Source organism: Nocardia sp. NPDC060255 (assembly GCF_042727395.1).
Taxonomy (GTDB): Bacteria; Actinomycetota; Actinomycetes; order Mycobacteriales; family Mycobacteriaceae; genus Nocardia.
Genome location: NZ_JBHXAU010000003.1, coordinates 12,718 through 30,572, shown reverse-complemented (window position 1 = coordinate 30,572; position 17,855 = coordinate 12,718). Strand labels below are relative to the sequence as shown.

Annotated in this window: 12 protein-coding genes, 4 tRNA genes and 1 pseudogene; 7 read left to right on the top strand and 10 right to left on the bottom strand. The window is 63.4% G+C overall.

Annotated elements, in window-relative coordinates:
- Positions 1–612: 612 nt before the first annotated feature.
- Both ACFWF1_RS08365 and ACFWF1_RS08360 read right to left on the bottom strand, forming a co-directional pair.
- A complete protein-coding gene (locus ACFWF1_RS08365) occupies positions 613–1,524 on the bottom strand; it encodes a hypothetical protein (protein WP_379284514.1) in 912 nt (303 codons plus the stop codon).
- A 324-nt stretch (positions 1,525–1,848) separates the two neighbouring features.
- Positions 1,849–2,286, bottom strand: a complete 438-nt coding sequence (locus tag ACFWF1_RS08360; RefSeq protein WP_379284513.1) for a S8 family serine peptidase — start codon at positions 2,284–2,286, stop codon at positions 1,849–1,851.
- A gap of 164 nt (positions 2,287–2,450) precedes the next feature.
- Here ACFWF1_RS08360 and ACFWF1_RS08355 point away from each other — a divergent pair, with 164 nt between their 5' ends.
- The 3 genes from ACFWF1_RS08355 to ACFWF1_RS08345 are packed head-to-tail and all read left to right on the top strand — an operon-like array spanning position 2,451 to position 4,435.
- The gene (locus ACFWF1_RS08355; protein ID WP_379284512.1) at positions 2,451–2,861 is read left to right on the top strand and encodes a hypothetical protein; all 411 of its coding nucleotides are present in this window, start codon (positions 2,451–2,453) and stop codon (positions 2,859–2,861) included.
- 15 nt (positions 2,862–2,876) lie between these two features.
- Positions 2,877–3,245 (top strand): YciI family protein, encoded by a 369-nt coding sequence (locus tag ACFWF1_RS08350; protein ID WP_379284511.1) that lies wholly within the window; start codon positions 2,877–2,879, stop codon positions 3,243–3,245.
- Complete coding sequence (locus ACFWF1_RS08345) at positions 3,242–4,435, top strand: RNA polymerase sigma factor (RefSeq protein ID WP_379284509.1); 1,194 nt, start codon at positions 3,242–3,244, stop codon at positions 4,433–4,435. The genes ACFWF1_RS08350 and ACFWF1_RS08345 overlap by 4 nt, the downstream gene beginning before the upstream one ends.
- A 3-nt stretch (positions 4,436–4,438) precedes the next feature.
- Here the strand turns inward: ACFWF1_RS08345 and ACFWF1_RS08340 are convergent.
- Positions 4,439–5,607 (bottom strand): annotated as a pseudogene (locus tag ACFWF1_RS08340) (IS256 family transposase); the annotation flags it as partial.
- A 920-nt stretch (positions 5,608–6,527) separates the two neighbouring features.
- Here ACFWF1_RS08340 and ACFWF1_RS08335 point away from each other — a divergent pair.
- From ACFWF1_RS08335 to ACFWF1_RS08320, 4 genes are all read left to right on the top strand, one after another.
- On the top strand, positions 6,528–12,965 hold the full coding sequence (locus ACFWF1_RS08335) for a PA14 domain-containing protein (protein WP_379284508.1): 6,438 nt from the start codon (positions 6,528–6,530) through the stop codon (positions 12,963–12,965).
- A 464-nt stretch (positions 12,966–13,429) separates the two neighbouring features.
- A complete protein-coding gene (locus tag ACFWF1_RS08330; protein WP_379284507.1) occupies positions 13,430–13,585 on the top strand; it encodes a hypothetical protein in 156 nt (51 codons plus the stop codon).
- Positions 13,585–14,073 carry a hypothetical protein gene (locus tag ACFWF1_RS08325; RefSeq protein ID WP_379284506.1) on the top strand — a complete coding sequence of 163 codons (489 nt, stop codon included), beginning with the start codon at positions 13,585–13,587 and terminating at the stop codon, positions 14,071–14,073. The genes ACFWF1_RS08330 and ACFWF1_RS08325 overlap by 1 nt, the downstream gene beginning before the upstream one ends.
- 446 nt (positions 14,074–14,519) lie before the next feature.
- Entirely contained in the window at positions 14,520–14,867 is a 348-nt protein-coding gene (locus ACFWF1_RS08320; protein ID WP_379284505.1) for a GntR family transcriptional regulator, read from the top strand.
- A 357-nt stretch (positions 14,868–15,224) separates the two neighbouring features.
- Here ACFWF1_RS08320 and ACFWF1_RS08315 read toward each other — a convergent pair whose 3' ends face one another.
- The 7 genes from ACFWF1_RS08315 to ACFWF1_RS08285 form a co-directional block, all read right to left on the bottom strand.
- Complete coding sequence (locus ACFWF1_RS08315) at positions 15,225–15,695, bottom strand: hypothetical protein (protein WP_379284504.1); 471 nt, start codon at positions 15,693–15,695, stop codon at positions 15,225–15,227.
- 14 nt (positions 15,696–15,709) lie between these two features.
- Positions 15,710–15,783: transfer RNA gene (locus ACFWF1_RS08310), tRNA-Leu, on the bottom strand.
- 10 nt (positions 15,784–15,793) lie between these two features.
- Positions 15,794–15,865, bottom strand: a tRNA-Arg gene (locus ACFWF1_RS08305).
- Between the two features lie 12 nt (positions 15,866–15,877).
- Positions 15,878–15,959 (bottom strand) — tRNA-Tyr (locus ACFWF1_RS08300).
- Between the two features lie 26 nt (positions 15,960–15,985).
- A tRNA-Trp gene (locus ACFWF1_RS08295) sits at positions 15,986–16,058 on the bottom strand.
- A gap of 271 nt (positions 16,059–16,329) precedes the next feature.
- Complete coding sequence (locus ACFWF1_RS08290; protein WP_379284503.1) at positions 16,330–16,944, bottom strand: hypothetical protein; 615 nt, start codon at positions 16,942–16,944, stop codon at positions 16,330–16,332.
- An 83-nt stretch (positions 16,945–17,027) separates the two neighbouring features.
- Positions 17,028–17,852 carry a class I SAM-dependent methyltransferase gene (locus tag ACFWF1_RS08285; protein WP_379284502.1) on the bottom strand — a complete coding sequence of 275 codons (825 nt, stop codon included), beginning with the start codon at positions 17,850–17,852 and terminating at the stop codon, positions 17,028–17,030.
- Positions 17,853–17,855 lie beyond the last annotated feature (3 nt).

Below are 17,855 nucleotides of genomic sequence, written 5' to 3'. Positions count from 1 at the left end.
CCTCGGGGCGGTTCGAACAGCATCCACACAAACGCCTACCCGTCGTGAACTGCAGCTTTCCGCTGAAATCGGGATGATTCGACGTCGCGGGCGTCATCGAAATGGCGAATCGTCATGAACCTCCGGGCTGTCGAAAGAGGTGGTGGTCGACTGGTCGATCCTGGTCGTAGGTTCGGTCCGTCGGCGGATTCCCGGGTCTCAGCGCTGCGCGTGGTTCGATGACGCGCACCCGCGCGTTCTGAGCATCGGCCGGGAACCGAGCGACGCCTCGTCGGACGACCTGGCGCGGATCCTCGGACATCTCCGGCGAACCGGAGCATGGTCCCGGGACCAATACCGACGCGCCGCGCCTCGCGCCGACGGATACGCCGATGGCCAGGGCCTTCGCGCGATACTGAGATACGTGCCCATCTCAATACGGGAGTTGGCGGAACAGGTCGTCGCCTCTGGCTCTGAAGTCCTCGCGCTGCATCAACCGACCGTGGAGACCTATCGGGTCAACGCAAGTGCTACGGACACATGCAGCCAATCGGTTAGCGCCGAAGTTCGAGTGGCCCCATGGACTCCGGTCGATGCGTTGCGACGATCACGAAGACTTGCTCGCATGTTTGGCTATGAGCAGTCGTAACGGTAGGTGTACGGGTAGTAGGGGCAGGTGCGGCAGTCGAAGATGTAGATACCGCCGCCGTCTCCGAGGCTTAGGCCGTGGGGACTGACCTTGTCGGCGAAAGCGGGGTTTCTGAAGTCCATCTCGGTATCGGTGGCGGGGCGGTCTTCCAGCGGTAGCCAGATACGCCATGCATCACCGTTGAACTCCGTGCTGTTGATGGTGAGCAGGTGGTCCATCGGTTCATCGCATCCGGGACAGTTCGGCCAGTCCGGAGGCTGTGTCCAGGTCGGGTAGCCACCGACTTTCACGCCGCTGGACTCCGCCAGATCCTGCTCGTAATCCCATCCCGTCGTCTCGTAGAGCTGATCGAAGCGATCTTCTAGGGATTTGAACAGTTCCCGAGGCGTATCGCCCCTGGGATAGTCGACGACCCGCTCCGGATGAAGAACGCAAGGGTTCGGCAGATAGTCGGGCTGTGCATCGCGCGGGCGGGGCGGTTGTGGATGGTCATCGCCGCATCGAGAGCTGTTGCGCCAGTACAGTTGCGGTCGCGGCGCAAAACTCCGCAGATGGATGAAGGGGCACCACAACACTTGCAGCAGATCAGCTTCGGTCGGAAACGGCAATTCCGGGATGTCGTCAGCGAACAACTGCAGGACCGGCACGAATGGTGCCCCATCCGGGGTGGCCTGCCCCCAGGGAAGATGGCCTCTGTCCAGCCGGTTCTCGTGCATGTCGAAGCAACGAGGCCACGGTTCCCACTGCGGCCACAACAGCGGCCCACCCAGCGAACTGTCCCGCAGACCTGGTCGACCTGGTCGGGGATGTAACCGCACCGCCTCTCGTCGAAACGCAACAAGTTCGGGAAACAAGGCCTCTACATCGACCGGCCGTGGCGGAGTTGTACGCACCATCCACGAAGAGTACGAACCCGCCACCGGCGCCGTCCACCAAACCCACGGCGGCCCAGCCATTACCGAGCAGTTGCTGCGCTGACCCCGGGTGTAGCCAACACCAGATCAACGTGGTACCCGAACGCCGGTTTAGCTGGCGACGTATCAACATGTCGGCTTGCCAGCATTGTCTAACTCACTGACCGTGGCAGTCCCCGACTCACATGGGAATCTCGTCTACGCCAGCCACGTCGGCACCGGATTCAGCGCCGCAGCACTCGCTATTTGGAGTGCCGCGGCCAGGATGATGCGGTCCATGGCCCTTTTGCCGACACAGTAGGCAGGTTACCGACGGTGGGGTCGCTGGGTTCGCCGCCGCCAGCGGCCGACAGATCGTGACGGCGTCCTTGGTAGCAGCCAACGCCTTCTCCCGCCGACCCAGGTTCGCGCTATAGCGATCAGCAGTGCGACGAGACAGGTCAGCGCGCCGATGATCGCGACCCACCGGGTCAGCGGGTTCTGCGAACCGGCGGGTGGCGCCGCCGTCTGCACCGCATGCGCCTCTGCGTCGACCGGCCGATCCGGTAGCTGTGCGGTGAGCGCGGCGAGCGGATCGATGAGCCCGAAACCGACCCGCTCGTCGCGCCCGGAACCCGTCACGTGCGCCGTGCGAGTGATCCGGTCGATCACCTCGCGCGCGGTGAGCGTTGGAAAGCGGGACCGGACGAGCGCGGCGAGCCCCGCGACGTACGCGCTGGCGAAGCTCGTGCCGATCAAGATCACCTTTTGGGCGTTTCCTCGGGTGTCTGGTCGGGGCGTTCGAGCTTGCTGTTGTCGAAGCTGTGTGCGCGGCGCCGCTGCGCACGGTTCGACGGCCGAATGTCGAAGACCGTCCGCTGGCTCCGTGGTACCGGCGAAGGAACCATCAACCGAAAGGAACTCTCGTCATGAGTACCTCGATCTCCGACCTCGACTGTCTTGTCGGTACCTGGCGGGTGTCCGGCGGCGCCGAGGGCACCACGACCTACGCGTGGCTCGACGGCCGCGCGTTCTTGTCCCAGCGCGTGGACATGGACCACGATGGGCACCACGTCTCCGGACTCGAAGTCATCGGCCACGAACGGCCGTTCGACGGTGAGGCGAGTGAGGCGGTCACGTCACGCTTCTACTCGAGCGACGGCGAAACGCTCGACTACGAGTATGAACTCGACGGCGACGTGCTGACGATCTGGGGTGGCCGTAAGGGCTCGCCGGCGTACTGCCGGACCACGCTCAGCGCCGACGGCAACACGCTGTCCGGCGCGTGGGTGTGGCCCGGTGGCGGTTACGAGGCGACGATGACACGTGTCGGTGGATAGCGGGAGGATGGAGCCGTGAAGTACATCCTGCTGGCCTACACCAACACGGCGGACTGGGCGTCGGTCGACTACTCGAGTCCCGAGTTCGCCGCGATGTGCAAGTTCTACGAAGAGCTCGGTGCCGAGCTGACCGAGTCCGGCGAGTTGGTCACGACGATGGGGCTCGCCGATCCGTCGTTGACCTGGACCGTGCGGAAATCGGCTTCGGGTCCGGTCGCCAGCGACGGGCCGTACGCCGAGGTGAAGGAGGTCCTTGCGAGCTTCTCGGTCGTCGACGTCGACTCCCACGACCGCGCGATGGCAATCGCCGCACGGGTCGCCGACAACACCGGCGACACGGTCGAGGTCCGGCCGCTACCCGACGGACCGCCGCCCGACCTGTGATCGCCCGGGAGATCGAGGACCTGCTGCGCGACCTGGCGCCGCAGGTCCTCGGTGCGCTCGTCCGCCGGTACGGGCACTTCGACCTTGCCGAGGACGCGGTACAGGAGGCCTTGCTTGCGGCGACGACACAGTGGCCCCCGTTGCCGGACGAACCACGCACCTGGCTGATCCGGGTGGCCTCGCGGAAATTGATCGACCTGCTGCGCAGCGAGCAGGCCCGCCGTGAGCGGGAGGAAGTGCCGGTTGCACCGTCCGGACCCGTTCCGGCACAGGATGATTCGTTGATCCTGCTGTTCATGTGCTGCCATCCCGCGTTGCCGCGCACCGGTCAGATCGCGCTCACCCTGCGCGCGGTCGGCGGCCTCACGACGGGAGAGATCGCCCGCGCGCTGTTCGCGCCCGAAGCGACGATGGGGCAGCGGATCAGCCGGGCCAAGAAGACGATCAAGCAGTGCGGCGTGTCGTTCGCGATGCCGGCCGAGCACGCCGAACGCCTCGACGCCGTGCTGCAGGTGCTGTACCTGATCTTCAACGAGGGCTACACGAGCACCTCGGGGCCGGTGCTTGCGCGGGTCGAATTGTCGACCGAGGCCGTCAGACTCGCCCGGATGCTGCACCGCAGCCTGCCCGGCGACGGCGAGGTTGCCGGCCTGCTCGCGCTGATGCTGCTGACCGACGCCCGCCGTGCCGCGCGGACCGGGCCAGGTGACATGCTGATTCCGATGGCCGAGCAGGACCGGACGTTGTGGGACCGCGCGCAGATCGCCGAAGGGGCTGCGCTGGTAACTGCCGCGATGTCACGAAACAAGCCCGGTCCCTACCAGATTCAGGCAGCGATCGCGGCAGTCCACGACGAGGCGCCGACACCGGACGCGACCGACTGGGAGCAGATTCTCGCGCTCTACACCTTGCTCGACCAGATGTCGGACAATCCGATGGTGACGCTGAATCGTGTTGTCGCCCTGGCGATGGCACGTGGCGTGCCCACCGGGCTCACGTTGCTCGAGCAACTGCGGACCGACCGGATCCTTGCCGAGCATCATCGTTTCGCCGCAGTCGAAGCGCATCTCGCGGAACTCGCAGGCGATCTGGAACTGGCCGCCGAGCAATACCGTTCGGCAGCACATAGGACACTGAGCGAACCCGAGCGGCGCTATCTCGTCACGAAGGCAGCGCGGCTCGAATCATGACCCGCGGGCCTGAGCGGACTCGATCAGCTTGAACACCATCGCGATGCCGGCGGCGCGCGAGCCCGGCCCCTTGGTGACCTTGCTCCTCAATCGCACTGTCGCGAACGTGGATTCGATCGGATTCGTCGTGCGCAGGTGTACCCAATGGTCGGCCGGGTAGTTGTAGAATTCCAGCAGCACATCGGCGTCGTCGACGACCTTCGCCACGGCTTTGGGGAACTTCGCGCCGTAGTCTCGCTCGAACGCCTTGATCGCCGTGCGGGCCATGTCTGCGTCCTCGGCGTTGTAGATCTCCTTCCTCGCCGCGAGTGCGCCCGGATGCGCCGACTTCGGCAGCGCCGCAAGAACATTGCCCTGTTTGTGCCACCAGCAACGCTGCTCCTTCGTGGCGGGGAACACCTCGCGCAGCGCCTTCCAGAACCCCCAGCGCGCCGTCGCCGACGGCCAGGACCGGGGCACGCATGCCACGGCGGCGGGCATCGCGCAGCAGATCCGCCCACGACTCACTCGACTCTCGGAACCCGTCGGTCAAGGCGACGAGCTCCTTGCGGCCGTCGGCGCGCACCCCGATCATCACCAGTAGGCAGAGTTTCTCCTGCTCCGGGCGTATCTTCAGGTGGATGCCGTCGACCCACAGGTGCACGTAGTCCACACTCGACAGATCCCGCTGCCCGAAAGCGCGGGCCTCGTCCTGCCACTGCGCGGTCAACCGGGTGATCGAGGAGGTCGACAGGCCCGCGCCGGTGCCCAGGAACTGCTCGAGCGCGGGCGCGAAGTCACCCGAGGACAATCCGTGCAGGTATAGCAGCGGCAACACCTCGCTCATCTGCGGCGACTTCCGTGCCACGCTGGCAGGATCGCCGAGGAGAACCGCTTGCGCTCACCGGTTTCGATGTCCGTTCGCTTGTCGTTCACCCGCGGCGCCCTCACCTCGACCGCGCCCGCCCTGGTCACCACGGTCCGCGCGGCTCGTGGTAACCGTCACGCACCACCAACCGGTGGCCGTTCTCGTCGACCTGGCCGGCGAACTGCTCGACCTACGCCGCAACCTCGGCCTGCAACGCCGCCGCCAGCATCTGCCGCGCACCATCACGCACGATCTCACCGAGCAGCGACCGAAACCCGGCAGCACCGCCATTGGGCTCCTCGCCACCTTGGACTACCTTGAGCATCGGGACGTACCTTCCCACCCGGCGTTGGCGCGCCAGGCTGATCAAAACCGTTGATTTCTAGATCATCCGGGAAGGTACTCCCTCCCCGGTCATCCACAGGTTTTGATCATGGCTCTCAGGAAGCCGTTAGGCCGCCTTGCTTTTCAAGCATGGCGTAGAGGACGTCGCAGTGCGTCGGGCCAGGTAGATGAGGGCGACGTTGTGTTTCTTGCTTTCGGAGCGTTTTTCGGTCGCAGTAGGTGCGGCTGGCCGAGTCGTGTAGTGCGGCGCTCTCGGAACTCCTCCTCGCGTCCTAGCCAGGTGCCAGATTGCGTCGGGGACCATGCGACCGGGCTGTTGGCCATCGCTGGGCTATGTCCAGCTCCCCAGTGATCTTGGTGAATGCTCCCCATTTGATTTCGACTGTACCGTTGTTCAGGTGGGCGGCGGTCGCCTCGATATCGTTCGGTATCAAGAAAGTTCATGTCGGGGGAGCGTGTGTCGATCGATGATTCCTTGAAGAGAAGTTCTCGAAACGAGATACGTGGCAACGGCGTACGCCGTTGCAGCGGTCGGACGAGGTTGTGCATGGACAACCTCTTGAGTTTGCGGGACATCCCGCCTCTAGGTCGTTTCCCTGTTCGCTGCTGAATCGATGGCGTGTGCGCCCGACCTGAGGGGTTGAAACCTTCAGGGCTGCAAAGCTATTCGGGCTGTAATGACCAGCGTTGTCGTAGGTTGATCGGCAACCTCTTGCCTCCTGTTGAATTGGAGCATTGCTGCTTGATGGAAATATGAAGTAAGACACCGAGAGCTGTAACAGTGACGTCGTCGACGTCGTCTAATTCAGCTGAATCTGGTTCCGTCAGGAATTGGTCTGCCCGTGTTGTCGCGGCTTGCCTCGTGGCTGGTCGTCGATGGGCTCGTTATTGGGGAGTTTGATGAGTACTCACCGTCGGGGTGCCGCGCTGCGCTGGTTGCCCTCCTATTTACATGGTCTGAGCAGGATTGCGTGGGCGGCTGTATTGGTTGCCGCGCTGATTGCCACATTGGTACAGGTGGTTGTGTCGCCGGAGGCTGCCGCCGCACCGAAGCCGAAGAACTCGCACGATGTTCCGCTGATGTTGTCGAAGGCCGTTCCGAAGCCCCCACCAGCTAATGGACCAGCGGAGCCGGAGGCCGATTTCACACCGTTGCTCGCTGGCGGTGCAGCCGCAGCTCCGGCGAAGGGCGGCTTCGATCCGAAGACGTCGAAAGAGTCAGGGCGGTCAGAGGATTCGGTCGAGTTCACCAACGTCAATGGCACCAAGACGTTGGTGCTGTCGCAGGTACCGGTCAGTGTGCGTAACAGCAAAGGCGGCTGGGATCCGATCGACACCCGGCTCGTAGAGCAGAAGGATTCCAAGCGAGTCGCTGCCGCCCGCACCACCATTGGAATCGACCTGGCCGAGCTCGCCAACGACCCGAACTTGGTGCGGGTCAACCAGAACGGCACACCGCTCACCCTCGAGTTGAAGAGTGCGGGCAAGGCCAGCCGCAAGGTCGCTGGATCGACAGCCACGTATTCTGACGCGTTGCCGAACACTGACGTGACCTATGAAGTGTCTGCGGATGCGATCAAAGAATCGATCATTCTCAAGTCCGCTTCTGCTGTGGGCGAAGGGCGTTGGGTTTTCAAGTTGAATACCGGTGCGCTGACGCCGAAGGTGGACGGTAAGTCCGTCACGATCAGCGACAAGGCAGGCAAGGTGGTCGCCGCACTGCCCCCGATCAAGGTCTGGGACTCGTCAGGTAGCGAGAAGGACAAGAAGCCCTCGGCCCGTACCGGCGGTACTTACACCTTGACCCGTGACGGTGAAGCATGGCAGCTCACGGTAGCTGTCGACAAGAAATGGTTGTCAGACTCTGCCCGCAAGTTCCCGGTGGTGGTCGACCCGACCTACACCTTCGGTTTCGGTCAGCAAGCCGAGGCCATCGCGTATTTGAAAGGCGGGGCCCCGTGCGCGGCAGCGGACGACTGCGGCATCCGAACCGGCAACGCAAGGTCAGTGCTGGGGCAGGATGCCCTGTGGCGCTCAGCAATTCGCTACGACCTCGCACCACTGGCGGGCAAGACCATCACCGGCGCGCGCATGGACCTGAAACTGGCGACCCCGCTGACCGAGATGAAGCTCCCCTCCAAGGTGACCCTGTATCAGCCCACCACCCCCTTGAGCTATGCCGCGATCGGCCCGGAGCTGGCCTCGGCCAGCATCGGTGAATCGGGCTCGTTGACGGCACCCGCACTGACCGCCTACCTCGGTGATCGTGTCAAAGCCACAGACAAGAACACCTGGTTCATGCTCGGTGGCGCTGAGGGCACCACGTACACCTACAAACAACTACAAGCCGCGTTGGTCGTCGACTACGGTGACGGCACCAACCCGACCGACCCCACTCCGGGTCCACAAGTGAATATGATTGCACCGGTGCCGGATTCGGTGATCGCAACCGATCAACCGACGCTCGAGGTGAGCGCGGCAGCGTCCGGTACCAAGTACTGCTTCAAAATCTCCACCGGCTTCGACGGCCGCTCGGGCAGCGTGGTCGACTCCGGCTGTCTGAACACACCGAAGTGGACGGTCCCTCAGTACGTGCTCCACGACGGTGCCCGCTATAGCTGGACCGTAGCGACCGTGGCATCCGGTGCGACAACACCGACGCCCTCGAAGTGGGTGGGTAACTTTACCGTCGATAAGCGCATCGGTAATGCGGGGCCCGCGCCGACCGAGAAGGTCGGACCGGTCACCGTCAACCTGTTCAACGGCAACGCCAAGACCGAGGCCGCAGGTCCAGTGTTCGAGGCAGTCGGTGGTGCCGCCGGGGTGACGTTCTCCTACAACTCGCGACAGGGTGGAGAAGGGCATGGTGTGCGGGCGTCGTATTTCAACGACGCTGATCACAACGGTGGCGCGGATACGACGCCGGTACTGGTGCGCGACGAAGCTCAGGTGAACCTGGACTGGGGAAACATCTGGAGCAACGTGCCCGAGAACTCTCCGTTCAAGGAAGATCCGATGCCGGCCGCGCTGGATAAGCAGTGGTTCGTCGTGCGGTGGGAAGGTTACTTCCGGGCTCCGGTGACCGGTGACTTCAGCTTCGCGGGTTCCCATGTCGACGGCGCGAAAATCTGGATCGACGACAAGACCGTCTACGACAATCCGAATCCGGCTGCGGTCGGCACCGAGTTCTCCAAAGCTACTGCCAAGAAGGACACCGATGTGTCGCTGACCGCGGGGCAGCGGGTGCCGATCAAGGTCGAGTTGTATCACCGTTCGACCGAGAAACCGAAGATGGTGTTGTGGGCCAAGAGCACCACTGGTGCGAGTGCCTCGCGGACCCACAACTGGAATCCGCAGATCGTGACAACGGATTGGTTGTTCGCCCAGGACCCCTTGCCGTTGCCGGGTGGGTGGACGTTGGGGTTGATGGGCAGTGAGTACGTCGCGGCCGAGATGCTCGACGGCTCGGTAGTGCTCACCGACGCCTCGGGCGGAAAACACGGCTGGACCAAGGCCTCGGCCGGTGGATATTCCCCGCCGAAGGATGAGGACGGTGTGCTCGCTGTCGATGCCGGTGGCCGGATCTCGGTCACCAAAGACGGTGTGGTGTCGACATTCAACGTCGACGGCACCCTGGCAGAGGTGTCGAAGGTGGCCGACAGCAAAAAGCTTGCGTCACTGCAGTACGTCTACCGCGGCACACCGAGCCGGCTGACCGAGATCAAGGACCCGGTCTCGCTCCGAACACACACCCTCTACTACAACACCGACAACAGCAACAACTGCTACGGCGGGACATCGTTGCCGCCGGGGGCGTACTCGGCGCCACCACAGAAGCTGTGCCGAATAAAGTACTGGGACGGCACCGAAACCCGGCTGTGGTACATCGTTGGTGCTCTGGGGCGGATCGAGAATCCCGGTGCCGAAATCCGGGACTACAGCTACCTGAACCTGGCAGCTGCGAAACTCGACTACGACCAGGCAGGTAATAACGCCGAGAAAAAGCAGAAGGCTTTGGACGCTGTCGGGTCGCTGGACGAGGTCCGTGACAGTTTGGCTGTGGACTGGCGGGCAACGCTGCCGTCCTACAATTTGAACGCCGAACGCTATCTGATCGAGTACGACGCGTTCCAGGACAACCCTGAAATACCCCGGCCCCCGCATTCTCGGGCGGTCAAAATCACTGCACCTAAATGGGACGGCAGTGACATGGGGTTCCGGCAGACGTACGGCTACCGCTACGACATCGCCCGCAAGACCGCCTATGTCGACATCGCTGGCATCGACAAGGTGGGTGTTCGGACCACGACCTGGGACGATGCCGGCCGCCAGCTCACCTCGACGGACGCCGTCGGAGACACTGTCCGTGCCGAATGGAATGCCAAAGACAAACAGACTGCCAAGATCGACGCGACCGGTCGGCGCTCGACATTGATCTATGACCACGCCGATCGCCCGACAGACGAGTATGGTCCGGCACCTGCGGATTGCTTCGACGGGCAATTGCCCAAGCCCGAGTGCGCGCAGACCGTGCCGCACGTCAGCAAGGGGTATGACGAGAACCTGGTCGGGCTGGAGTCCGCGTTCTACGACAACCGGTTCTTGGCAGACGTCCCGAAGGAGTGGGGCACCGGTGTCGGCGCCGCTGATGGCACCCTGAAACGTAACTGGGGTTCGACTCCGCCGGTCGCGAACACTGACGGGTGGTCGGGCCGGTTCATGGGTGAGGTCAAGTTCCCTGAAGCCGGTGAGTACACGCTCGGGTTCACCGTCGTCGACGGAGTCCGGTTGTGGATCGATGACCTGTTGATCGTCGACAGCTGGACCGACAAAGCGGCCACCACCGTCACCGGCAAATACGCCAACACCACACCAGGTGGTTGGCATCGTGTCCGGGTCGACTACTACAACCGCAGCGGCACCACCGGTGCACTCGATTTCGTCTGGACACCACCAGGTTCCGGTAGCGCAGTGACCGTGCCAGGCCAGAACCTCCAGCCCCGTTACGGGTTGAAGACAAGCAACATCAGCCACAACGGTTCAGACCGCGCACCCTCGAAAAAGGTATCGACCGAGTTTTCAGACCCGACAAACGGGATCGACCCGGTGTTCGGTCTGGCCGTTTCGACCACCGGCGACCCGGGCGGAATCAACCTGACCGGCCGCAAGTTGTTCGAGAAGCCCGGCCAAGGGTTCCTGCGGCAACTCGCAGCCAACCTGCCGGCCGGCGACCTCGCCAACCCCGAAAAGCGAGGCACCTCGGTCTACTACGGAGACAACGAATCCCGCGCTAATCCGTGTGAGGCCGGCTCCGCAGCCGTCTATCAGGGCGGCCGGGTGAAAACAGCCACCGGAGCCAAGAACTCGAGTGGAGCGGCGAATGTCATCGAGACGGTGTACGACGCTCACGGCTCGATGGTTGCCACCCGTACCAACAACGAACCTTGGTCGTGTGTCAGTTATGACGCCCGCGGACGCATTGTCAAGAAGTCGTTTCCGGCGATGGGTGACCAACCGGCACGGACCGTCACATATGACCATGCTGTCGGCGGTGACCCGCTGAAGAAAAAGGTCAGCGACGCAAGTGGTTCCTCCACAACTGTCGTCGATCTCCTGCAGCGGTTGGTGTCCTACACCGACGCCAACGGCGCTACTACCGCCACTGGCTATGACCGAGCCGGTCGGAAGATCAGCGAGACCAGCACAATCAAGAACGCGAGTTCGACTGTGAACTATGCCTGGGACGACGCCTTCAGGTTGACCCAGGTCAAGCTCGACGGCACTGTAGTCGCAACTCCCGCTTACGCTGCTGGTGTGCTGGGGGGTGTCGCCTACGGCAATGGATCGAACCTTGCGCTCTCCTACAACGACGCGGGCTCGTCGGCCGCCCTTGCCTGGAAGGTGTCCGGATCCGAGGTCACCAGCACGGTAACCCGCTCGCAAGACCAACGCATCATCGACGAAAAGGTCACCGACACAGCCAATTCTGGCAAGACCTATGACTACGGCTATACCTACGACGGTGTGGGACGCCTGATCGGGGCCAACGTGCCGTTCCATCAGTTGACTTACCGTTTCGATGGCGACAACAGCTGTGGGCCGAACAAGAAGGCGGGATCGAACACCAACCGCACCTCCTTCTCCGACATCTTCAACGGCGCCCCCGCAGTCACCACCAACTACTGCTACGACGACGCCGACCGCCTCCTGTCCACCACAGGCGCTACCAACCTGTCGTTCGCCTACGACAGCTATGGCAACGCAACCAAGGTCGGCACCGACACCCTCGGCTACGACTCCACTCTGCGGCACGTATCCACCAGTACGACCGCTGGCCGCACCGTTACCTACACTCGCGAGGTCGATGACCGCATCGTGGCGCGGACGGTGAAGGACGGTAGCAAACCTGCAGAAGTCACCCGTTACGGTTTCACCTCGGACAAAGGTGGCCCCGATCTGATCCTCGATAGCTCGAGCAACCTTCGCCAACGAGTACTGAAACTGCCTGGTGGGTCGGTACTTACCAAGAACTACACCAATACCGGCGTCAACTGGTCCTACCCCAACATTCACGGCGATATCCTGTTCACCGCCGATGGGGCCGCTGTCCGAACCGGTGCCATCCGTTTGTATGACCCATATGGCCAAAACATCGACCCGGCCACCGGCGCCATCGGCGATATCCCCCTACCCGCCACCGCCGAAGGTGGCATGGACTTCGGGTGGCTCGGCCAAAACACCGTCCCGGTCGAGCACGTCGGCAGCCAGCAAGCACAGGAAATGGGCCTACGCACCTACATGCCCATCCTTGGTCGGTTCCTGCAGGTAGACCCAGTCCTCGGCGGATCTGCAAACAGCTACGACTATGTCAACGCTGACCCCGTCAACAGCTTCGACCTTGCGGGCACGACGGCCCAAGAAGATATCGAGCATGTGATACAGGCTGTAGTGTCCGCAGTCGCTGAAATCGGCGCGATGATCGGCGAAATATTCGGTGCTCAACCATCCGGCAGCGAGCGAGGTGACGAAATTGGCCGGTCACGGATCGAATTCGGCAACGGCAGCTACTACGAGACGTTGCGGTTCGGCGAACACTTGCACCTGGATCCCGGGTTGGTAGGAAAAATCAAACCCGGGTTGGATTTACAAACCGGATTACTCGGCCTTATGTTTATGAACGATATGCCGGTTCCGGTGAAACTAGCTGGCTTTCTAGTCGGAGTCCAAGTCGCCGTAATTATGCTAGGCAGAAACGACGACGGTTCCTCGGACCTATATAGAATCCCGGGGTACCCTTTCTGGGTGCCGGTTTTTGGCGGCGGCAAGATATACCAGTGAGGCGGTCGACGAAGGGGCTCGTCTTCCCGACGGTGCGCTCGCACGCCGCGACCCAGTTTGTGCAGCATCAATGAGTGTCGGCTCTCGAAAGAGCACTGGACGCCGAGTGTCATCGACTACCGGCAGTGCCCGCTCCTGTCATGAGCGGGCACTGCCGAGGTTTGATCGGCGGTCCGGCGGTGGGTCATTGATTGTCGTCGTCTGGCGTTCTCGTGCTGTATCGCCGACGTCACCTAGTCCCATACATAGTGCTAGTCTTATTGGCATCATGTTGTGGCATATTGATCAGGCGTCGAGGGTGTCGCTGCAAGACCAGATTGGCGGCGTGCGTCTGGCGTGCGGCCACCACGGGGGAGTTGGTGGTCAACGAACAGCTAGCTCCCGCAACAAAATTGGCGCACGCACTGGCTGTCGATCGCACTACCGTGCTGGTCGCGTGTCGGCGCCTACGAGAGGAGGGGATCGTGGATTTTCGACGCGACGCGACGCTGTGTCTGGGTCCCTGCGACGCACCCATCTCGGCGCCGGTGGAGCAGGCCGTGCGCCAGCTGATCGAGTCCGCACGTGCCAGTGGTTACAGCAAGGCCGAGGTGCTCGGCTTGATCGAGGAGTTGATGTGATGTCCGCTGCGGTGGTCTATACGTGCCGCGTCACCAATTGGGCGATGTTGTGGTTTGACATCTCCCTTCTAGTTCTCTGGACCTGCCTTCTTTGGGCGACAGGTTCCGGGGTGGTGGAGTTTCTGCTCACCGCGCTCATGATCATCGCGCTGGTGAAGGTGACAGTGCAGGCCAGTCAACGCGTCAGCGCCGGGCCTGGTGGCCTGGCGGTGCATTTCGGTGCTTTCGGCTTCCCCCGCGTCACCATTGCCCCAGCCGCTATCGCCCGCGCCGAGATCATCGATTTGCAGGACTCGTTTTGGAGTGGTCGGGGTACGTTCTGGAAGCGGAGACGCGGATGGTTCCTGACCCCGGCTTTGGGGCCTGCGCTGCGTTTGACCTTGTCCAGCGGTCGAAGGGTCACCGTCTCGATGCCCGAACCCGCGGCCGCGCTGGAGGCGATGGGTATCGCACCGTGCGCGTCGTCTGTTCCTGCCCGAGATGCCTGATTCGCTTTGCGCGCTGGGAGGTGGTGCGCCGTCGGTGGCGTCGGACGGCCAACTCGGTATCAACGGAGTCAGCAGTTCACGACGTGGGAAACTCGGCGTAGATGCTGTAGCCGCGCGGGGAGCACGGACCCGACACTTGCAGTGCTATTGCTGAGTCCGGATACCGGTGTTGCGTGGTGAGGCGCCGCGGAGTTGGAGTGCGGTGCGGATGGTGGTTTGTGCTACGCCGAGGCGTTTGCAGATTTGAACGCTCGTAGAAGGACTGCAGCGCATCGTGCGGATTCGCACCAAACACACCGGCCGACTACGACCCGGCGCGACTCAGCGAACCAGCCGAGCGGCAGCTGTCCGAGGCGGTGGGACTTTGATGAGGTGCCATCGCTGGTGCTTGCGCCACGCCGCTGACATCGCCGCGTCCCGTCAATAGTGCTAGGCTTATTAGCATCATGCTGTGGTATCTCGATCAGGCCTCCCGGGCGTCGCTGCAAGACCAGATCGCGGCGTGCGTCCGACGTGCGGTCATCACGGGGGAACTGGTGATCAACGAACAGCTGCCGCCTGCAACGGAATTAGGGCAGGCGCTGTCTGTCGATCGCAATACCGTGCTCGCCGCGTATCGGCGGCTGCGGGAGGAAGGGGTCGTGGACTTCCGGCGCGGGCGTGGCGTGCGGGTCACTGCGGCTGCTCCTACCTCGGCGCCGGTGGAGCAGGCGGTGCGCCAGCTGATCGAGTCCGCACGCGCGAATGGTTACAGCAAGGCCGAGGTGCTCGGCATGATCGAGGAGTTGATGTGACGCCCGCCGCGACGGTCTTCACCTGCCACGTCACCAATTAGCCGAGGTCTGCAACGGGGCCAGATCGACGAACCGGGCACTGTTGGGGGTGTCGAGGATTCGGCGTCGCTCCAGTGCGGTGAGCTTGTTGACCGGATCCGCCACCGGGACCGCTACGACCCCGGCCGCTGGTGCGGCCCGCGGTCGCCCCGTGCCCCCTTGACATTGACGGTCGGCACGATTCGCGCGGCCAGATCACAACCGCACCAACACTCGCGGAATCACCGCTGCGGACGAGCGCAACCAAACGACTCTCGAAGCGGCACAATGCAGTCTCGAATTGACGAACATCGCAGCCGAGCGCGCGCTTTGGCGGGGCTATGGCAGTTGTGGGTTGCTGTCGTCGTCGGTTTTGGCGATGCGGATGATGTGCAGGATGCGGCCGACTTCTCCGGGGTATCGGCGGGAGGTGATGTCGACTGTTTGCCATCCGGTGTCGGTGTTGGCTCGGATGCGGGCTCGGGTGGTCATTTCGATTGTGGGGCAGGCTGATTCGAGCAGGGCTTGGGTCCGCCTGAGTGCGGGCCAGGAGTCGGGGTGGATGAGGGCGGGGTCGCCGTCGCGCTGCCAGTCGATCCAGGTGGGCACCTTGCCGATCCAGGACGAGATGGTCGGTGGGCTCGATCGTGCGCCGAAGGCGAGCAGCGCCGCGGCGGGTCCGTCGGTGATGTCTTCGTTGGTAAGGCGCAGTGTTTCGAACGGGCCGACGACTGGAGGGTCGATGTCGGTGACGTCGTGGGTGAGGGCGCGGACTCCGACGTGGCGTTCGTCGTTGCGTCCGCGTGCCATGATCTGCCAGTATGTTCCCTCGGCGAGATTCGAACTCGCACCTCCCGGAATCTAGGTCCGGTGCCTCTACCGATTGGGCTACGAGGGATCGGGTTTCGTATCCGTGGGTGGAGTCGAACCACCGGCCTGCACCTTCGGAGGGTGCCGCTCTTCCACTGAGCTACACGGATTTGAAACACGGGTGGCAGCAGGAGGATTCGAACCTCCGGTGGTGAATACACCTGATTTACAGTCAGGCCCCTTCGGCCGCTCGGGCATACTGCCGTGATCGTCGCTATGGAGTTGTGGAGCACGGACGGCGGGACTCGAACCCACAACCGGCGGCTTTGGAGGTCGCTGCTCTTCCCATTGAGCTACGTCCGTATACACGAAAAAGGGGTCACCCCTTGGCGTTCGCCGCGGAGTGACCCCTTGCTCGGGTCTGTGAAAGACACGGGTCAGGGGCCGCTCCGGACGGTCAGCCGTCGATAGCTGACCGTCGATAGCACGACGTCGGCGCGCGACCGCCAGGCACCAGTGCGCGACCACTGTCGCTGCTGGGTCCCGGTCATCGTCTTCGCCTTCCTGGTGGGTGTGCCTACTGTGGTACCGACGTTAACATCCGAATTTCCAGATGGGAACTGAATTTCCGGGTTCAGAAGGTTCGGTTGGATGCCCGTGCGATCGTGAACCCGGCGCCGGTGCTGTCGTTCGTGCAGGTCACCCCGGCCTCGGTGGAGTCACAGGTGAACGGTCCGACGGTGAGCACCCCGCCGTACGGCAGTATCCGACCGCCGCCACGACTGCCGCCATCGATCGGCGCGCCGACGAACACACCCTGGTTCAAGCACCGTGCCCCTGAGTGCACGCCGACGGTGAGCGCGCTCGCCTGTGGATTCTTGCTCCAGCAGTCCTTGAACTCCGCGGGCGCGGGCGCGGTGGGCCCTTGACAGCCGACCTGAGCGTTGTCGTCGATCGGCTGGTCGAGGATCGCGCACAGGAACGATCCACTCGGTGACTGGAAGTAGTACCCCATCTGCTGCCGGTACTGCGCCGGATCGACCGGACCGGACACTGGTGGCCGAGTCGCGGTGGCGGCCGAGGAGGTTGTCGGAGTCGGCGCCGCCGGGGAGCTTGCCGCGGCCGAAATCGGCACCACCGAGGTGGACGTCGGTGTGGCCGGCCCCTCGTTGTCATTGCCACACCCGGCCAGCAACGCCAGCGCGACGGAGCACGGCACCACAGCGATACGAGCTCCTGGGATTTGCATGACGGCATTCTGTCGTGCGACACCGAGCTTTCGGTCAGGACGCGTCGTTCCGCGTGTCGCCCCGCCATCGTCCCAGGTGACGATCAGTTCTTGCGCGCCTGCAAGGTGTAGCTGAGCGGCAGCCGCTCCGGATGTGCGGTGAGATGCCACTCACCCCCGTCGCCGAGCGTCATCTGCCCGGGCAGCGCCTCCCAGGGCACGCTCCGATGCTCGGCCAGCCCGGTGATCGACAGGCCTGCGTTCAGCAGCGCGGTCACCAGGTCGCCGAAACCGTGGTTCCATTCGTGGGTTGTCGTCTGTTCGAACTCGGCGTCGTTCTCGACATAGGTGCCGCCGTCGGAAAACACCATCGGCTCAGGCGTTTCGAAGTACGGGTAACCGAGAACCATTCGGTCCGTGTGGGTTTCATCGGTCGCCCACAGCACCGGATGACCCTCTCGAATGAACAGCCGCCCGCCGGGCCGCAACAATCCGGCGACGGTCCGCGCCCAGCGCTCGACGCTCGGAAGCCAGCACAGCGCACCGATTCCGGTATACACCAGGTCGAATTGCGCAGCGCCGAGCGCGGATACCGCGTCGTAAACGTCCGACTCGACGAAATCGATACGCGCATCGGTCTTTTCGGCGAGCAACCGAGCCTGCTCCAGCGACGCGGGCGAGAAGTCCAACCCGGTCATGGTGGCGCCGAGCCGGGCCAGCGAGAGCGTGTCGGTGCCGATGTGGCATTGCAGGTGCACCCCGCGCAGCCCGCTGATGTCGCCGAGCAGCGGCTGATCGAATCGCACCACCTCGCTGAGAAAGTCCGGTTCCGCGAGGAATCGGTGCACCGCGTAGTCGCGCGACGCGGCGTGCACGGGTGCGCGCTCGTCCCAGTTGGCCCGGTTGAGGTGGAGGTAGTCGTCGGTCACGGT